Genomic DNA, 5,431 nt, shown 5'->3' with positions numbered 1-5,431 from the left:
GCTCGCCGGGCACCGCCGGCTGATCGGCCCCCGGCTGCCCGACGGCGCCGCCAACGTGCGCTCCACCGCCCTGGACACCACCGCGGGACCGGCCCGCACCGCCACGCTCTCCCCGACCGCGCCGGTCACCTTCTGCGGCGTCGAGTACCTCAGCCGCGCCGCGTGGGGCGCCGACGAGTCCAAGCGCTTCAAGAACGGCGTGGAGAACTCGCCCGCCAAGTACTACCCGCTGCAGACCCTGACGGTGCACCACACCGACACCCCGAACGCGGACGCCGACCCGGCCGCCACCGTGCGGGCGATCTACGAGTACCACGCCGTCACCCAGGACTGGGGCGACATCGGCTACCACTTCCTGATCGACGAGGCCGGCCGGATCTACGAGGGCCGCTGGTCCGGCGACGACGGTCTCCCGGCGCACGACGCCGACGGCAACGCGGTGACCGCCTTCCACACCGCCGGCTTCAACTCCGGCAACCTGGGCATCGCCCTGCTCGGCACCCTGACCGGGCAGGAGCCGACGGCGAAGGCCCGCCGCTCGCTGACCCTGCTGCTCGCCCTGCTGACCCGCACCCACGGGCTGGACCCGCAGGCCCACGTCACCTTCGTCAACCCGGTGAACGGCGTGACCAAGCCGGTCGACCTGATCAGCGGCCACCGCGACTGGCTGGCCACCGACTGCCCCGGCGGCACGATGTACGCGACGCTGCCCGCGCTGCGCGCCGAGGTCGCCGCGCTCTGACGGCCCGCCGTCGGACGGTCCGACGGCCGACCCCGGGCACCCGCCGCCCGGGGTCGGACCGCTCAGGGCGTCCACCGGCCCACCGCGGACTCCGGGGTGTCCGGTCAGGCGTGCTCGATGCCCGCCGCCCCGTCCAGGCCCAGCAGTTCGACGGCCCGCTCCCGCATCTCCACCTTGCGGATCTTCCCGGTGACGGTCATCGGGAACTCGTCCACCCGGTGCACGTAGCGCGGCACCTTGTAGTGCGCGATCCGGCCCGCGCAGTACGCGCGCAGCGCCTCGGCGGTCAGCTCGGGCGCGCCGGGCCGCAGCCGGACCCAGGCCATCAGCTCCTCGCCGTACTTGGCGTCGGGCACGCCGATGACCTGGACGTCCAGGACGTCGGGGTGGGTGAACAGGAACTCCTCGATCTCGCGCGGGTAGACGTTCTCGCCGCCACGGATCACCATGTCCTTCAGCCGCCCGGTGATGTTGAGGTAGCCCTCCTCGTCCATCACCGCGAGGTCGCCGGTGTGCATCCAGCCGTCGGCGTCGACGGCCTCGGCGGTGCGCTCGGGCTGGTCCCAGTAGCCGAGCATCACCGAGTAGCCCCGGGTGCGGAGTTCGCCGGGCGTGCCGCGCGGGACGGTCTCGCCGGTCTGCGGGTCGGCCACCTTGACCTCCAGGTGCGGGCCCACCCGGCCGACGGTGGACACCCGGCGCTCCAGCGGGTCCCCTGCGCGGGTCTGGGTGGAGACCGGGGAGGTCTCGGTCATGCCGTAGCAGATGGACACGTCCCGCATGCCCATCCGGTCGACGACCTGCTTCATCACCTCGATCGGGCACGGCGAGCCGGCCATGATCCCGGTGCGCAGGCTGGAGAGGTCGTGCTCCGCGAATCCCGGGTCGTTGAGCTCGGCGATGAACATCGTCGGCACGCCGTAGAGCGAGGTGCAGCGCTCGGCGGCCACCGCGCGCAGGGTGGCGGCCGGCTCGAAGGCCGGGGCGGGGATCACCACGCAGGCCCCGTGCGAGAGCGCCGCCAGGTTCCCCATGACCATGCCGAAGCAGTGGTAGAACGGCACGGGCACGCAGATCCGGTCCGCCTCCGTGTAGTCGCACAGCTCGCCCACGAAGTACCCGTTGTTGAGGATGTTGTGGTGCGAGAGCGTGGCGCCCTTGGGGAAGCCGGTGGTGCCCGAGGTGTACTGGATGTTGATCGGATCGTAGGGGCTGAGCTCAGCGCCGATCGCGGCCAGCCGTTCCCGGTCGCCGTTCTCCCCCGCCGCCCGCAGGTCGTCCCACCCGGGCGAGCCGATCAGCAGCACGTCCCGCAGGCCGGGACAGCGCGGGCCGGCCTCGGCGAGCATGGCCGTGTAGTCCGAGGTCTTGAAGTCGGGCACCGCCACGACGGTGCGGATCCCCGACTGCCGCAGCACGTACTCGACCTCGTGGGCGCGGTAGCCGGGGTTGACGGTCACCAGGATCGCGCCGATCCGCGCGGTGGCGTACTGGGTGAAGACCCACTCCGGGCAGTTCGGCGCCCAGACGCCGACCCGGTCGCCGGTGCCCACCCCGAGCCCGAGCAGCCCGAGCGCGACCCGGTCGACCTCGGCCGCCAGTTCCCGGTACGTCCACCTCCGACCGCTCGGCACGTCCACCAGCGCCTCCCGGTCCGGGAAGGCGGCGACGGCGCGGTCGAGCGCGGCACCGATGGTGTGCTCCAGCAGCGGCACGGAGGTGCCGCCGACGCTGATGCTGGGGGACGGGGAGGGCGAGGTCATGATGAGGGCTCCTGGACTCGTCCGGCGCAGGTCGCCCGAGTCTACGCAGCCCGCCTCTCCCCGTCACCCACTCGCGCACCACCTTTCCCGGGGGGCAGGGGGCGGGAGACGTCCCAGGTCAGGCCGCGGCGGCGGTGCGCTCGGCGGCGCCGGTGGCGGCCTTCGGGGCGCCCGGCACGGGCGGCACCGGAATGGCCGCGGCCACCGCCGCGGCGGCCAGGGCGACGCCGCAGCCGATCAGCAGGCCGACCCGGAAGCCGGCCTCGGAGGGCAGCACGTGACCGCCCGTGCTGGTGGTCAGCTGGGCGAGCACCACGCCGACGACAGCGGCCGACACCGAGGTTCCGAGCGAGCGCATCAGGGTGTTGAAGCTGTTCGCCGAGGCCGTCTCGGACAGCGGCACGGCGCTCATGATCAGCGCCGGCATCGCGCCGTACGCCAGGCCGACACCGGTGTTGCAGACCAGGGACACGATCAGCACGCCCCAGGTGGAGCCGATCAGCAGCATCGAAACCCCGTACCCGGCGGCGATCGCCAGGGCGCCGACGACCAGGGTGAACTTCGGGCCGCGCGCCGCCGAGAGCCGGCCGCCGAGCGGCGAGACGACCATCATCATCAGGCCGGAGGGCGCCATCCACAGGCCCATCGCCAGCATCGACTGGCCCAGGCCGTAGCCGGTGGCCTCGGGCAGCTGGAGCAGCTGCGGGATGATCAGCGCCTGCGCGTACATCCCGAAGCCGACCAGCACGGACGCCACGTTGGTCAGCAGCACCAGAGGGCGGGCGGTCACCCGCAGGTCGACCAGCGGTTCGGCGATCCGCAGCTCCCAGGCGCCCCAGGCCAGCAGCAGGACCACGGCGGCCGCGAACAGGCCGAGTGTGGTCCCGTCCGTCCATCCCCAGTCGCCGCCCTTGGAGACCGGCAGCAGCAGGCAGACCAGTCCGGCGCCCAGGCCGATCGCGCCGACGGCGTCGAAGCGGCCGCCGGCCGGAGCGGTCGCGGGGGCGGGCACCAGGAAGCGGATCATCGCGGCGATCCCCACGGTGAGGACGGCCGCGCCCCAGAACAGCGCGCGCCAGCTGGCGTACTGGGCGACCGCCGCCGAGATGGGCAGGCCGAGACCGCCGCCGATCCCCATCGAGGCGCTGACCAGGGCGATCGCCGAGCCGAGCCGCTCGGGCGGGAGCACCTCGCGCAGCAGGCTGATGCCGAGCGGCACCACGCCCATGCCCATGCCCTGGAGTCCGCGCCCGACGATCATCGGCAGCACGGAGGAGGTCAGCGCGCAGATCACCGAGCCGATCAGGAGCGGGGCGCAGCAGGCCAGCAGCATCCGCCGCTTGCCGAGCAGGTCGCCGAGCCGGCCGCTGATCGGCACGAACACGGCGGCCGACAGCAGGGTCGCGGTGATCACCCAGGAGGCGTTGGACGCGGAGGTGTCGAGGATCTTCGGCAGCTCGCCGATCAGCGGGGTGACCAGGGTCTGCATGATCGCGGCCACCGTGCCGGTGAGGGCGAGCGTGGCGACGATGCCCCTGGTCCGGTCAGGGGTGGCGGTAGGTGGGGCGGTCATCGGCGGGGGCTCCTCGGGTCCGTGCGGCGGTCAACGGATGTGCATCCTACACATGATATGCATGATGCATATCGACTCCGATGGGCGCACGCCTGCCATACTGTGCGCGAACACCGCAGGTCAGGGCGCCGAAGCCAGGGACGGGAAGGGCGACGTCATGAGCGGACCCAGCGAGCCCACGGACGACGTGGCGTTCGAGTACATGGTGCTCAGCCGGCACCACTACCTGAGCCCGCACGGCGCCCGGACGCACGAGAACGCGCTCGACCGCAGCGCGTACATCCTGCTCAGCCGGATCCGGGTGCAGGGCCCGATGTCGATCGGCGAGCTCAGCGACGCCTTCGGGCTCGACGCCTCCACCCTCAACCGGCAGACCGCCGCGATGAGCCGGGCCGGGCTGGTCGAGCGGATCCCCGACCCCGAGGGCGGGCTGGCCCGCAAGTTCCGCATCACCGAGGAGGGCGACCGGCGGCTCGACGAGGACCGTGCCGCGCGCGTCCACGCCCTCGACCTGGTGATGGAGGACTGGCCCGCCGAGGACATCGAGGCCTTCGCCGCGTTCCTGCGGCGCTTCAACACCGGCATCGAGCGGCTCGACGGACGGCCCTGGCCCCGCCCCTGACACCAGGTGACACCGCTGGACACCGCCACACGCCGGACCCGACCGCCCACCAGGAGCCCGACCGATGGACCGCCCGCAGGCCCCCGCCCTCCTCCTCGACGCGCTCGCCCCCGCGCACCCGGCCGGCATCCTGGACGCCGCCGAGCAGACCGAACGGCGGGGCGCGGACCGACTGGTGGTCTCCGAGACCGCCTACGACCCGTTCCTGCAGCTGGCCCGGGCCGCCGACCGCACCAGCTCCATCGAGCTGGCCACCGGCGTCGCGGTGGCCCTCGCCCGGACCCCGATGACACTCGCCTACCAGGCCTGGGGCCTGCACGCGGCGTCCGGCGGACGGGCCGTCATCGGGCTCGGCTCGCAGGTCAAGCCGCACATCGAGAAGCGCTTCGGAATGCCCTGGGACCGGCCGGCCGCGCGGATGCGCGAGTACGTGCACGCGGTACGGGCGATCTGGCACGGCTGGCAGACCGGCGAGCGGCTGCGCTTCCGGGGCGACTTCTACACCCACACCGTGATGACGCCGGTCTTCTCCCCCGACCCGATCCCGGCCGGGATGCCGCGGATCCTGCTGGCGGGCGTCGGCCCGCTGATGGTGCGCACCGCCGGCGCGGTGGCGGACGGCTTCCTCAGCCACCCGTTCACCTCGGTCGACTACCTCACCCGGCAGGTGCTGCCCGCGCTCGGCGAGACCGAGGTGGTGCTGCGCACCGTCGGCGAGCTGTTCCCCGGCG

Annotated in this window: 5 protein-coding genes; 3 read left to right on the top strand and 2 right to left on the bottom strand. The window is 73.2% G+C overall.

Annotated features, from left to right (window positions below; translation table 11 throughout):
- On the top strand, positions 1–742 hold a 742-nt coding region (locus ABD308_RS03070; RefSeq protein WP_344325108.1), incomplete at its 5' end, for an N-acetylmuramoyl-L-alanine amidase.
- A 104-nt stretch (positions 743–846) separates the two neighbouring features.
- Here the strand turns inward: ABD308_RS03070 and ABD308_RS03065 are convergent.
- Positions 847–2,505 carry an AMP-binding protein gene (locus tag ABD308_RS03065; RefSeq protein WP_344325105.1) on the bottom strand — a complete coding sequence of 553 codons (1,659 nt, stop codon included), beginning with the start codon at positions 2,503–2,505 and terminating at the stop codon, positions 847–849.
- A gap of 118 nt (positions 2,506–2,623) precedes the next feature.
- On the bottom strand, positions 2,624–4,078 hold the full coding sequence (locus ABD308_RS03060) for an MFS transporter (protein ID WP_344325102.1): 1,455 nt from the start codon (positions 4,076–4,078) through the stop codon (positions 2,624–2,626).
- A 157-nt stretch (positions 4,079–4,235) separates the two neighbouring features.
- On the opposite strand from ABD308_RS03060, the gene ABD308_RS03055 reads away from it, so the two are divergent.
- Both ABD308_RS03055 and ABD308_RS03050 read left to right on the top strand, forming a co-directional pair.
- Positions 4,236–4,700, top strand: a complete 465-nt coding sequence (locus ABD308_RS03055; protein ID WP_344325099.1) for a MarR family winged helix-turn-helix transcriptional regulator — start codon at positions 4,236–4,238, stop codon at positions 4,698–4,700.
- A gap of 64 nt (positions 4,701–4,764) precedes the next feature.
- The coding region (locus ABD308_RS03050; protein ID WP_344325096.1) for an LLM class flavin-dependent oxidoreductase at positions 4,765–5,431 on the top strand (667 nt) is incomplete at its 3' end.

It is taken from the genome of Kitasatospora putterlickiae (genome assembly GCF_039527695.1).
Classification (GTDB): domain Bacteria; phylum Actinomycetota; class Actinomycetes; order Streptomycetales; family Streptomycetaceae; genus Kitasatospora; species Kitasatospora putterlickiae.
The sequence above is the reverse complement of the archived record's forward strand: the minus strand, read 5'-3'. Positions and strand labels throughout refer to the sequence as shown.

What these genes read in the sequence shown, in the direction of transcription:
- ABD308_RS03065 (WP_344325105.1), bottom strand. Translation starts at nt 2,505, where the DNA reads ATGACCTCGCCCTCCCCGTCCCCCAGCATCAGCGTCGGCGGCACCTCC.
- ABD308_RS03055 (WP_344325099.1), top strand. Translation starts at nt 4,236, where the DNA reads ATGAGCGGACCCAGCGAGCCCACGGACGACGTGGCGTTCGAGTACATG.
- ABD308_RS03060 (WP_344325102.1), bottom strand. Translation starts at nt 4,078, where the DNA reads ATGACCGCCCCACCTACCGCCACCCCTGACCGGACCAGGGGCATCGTC.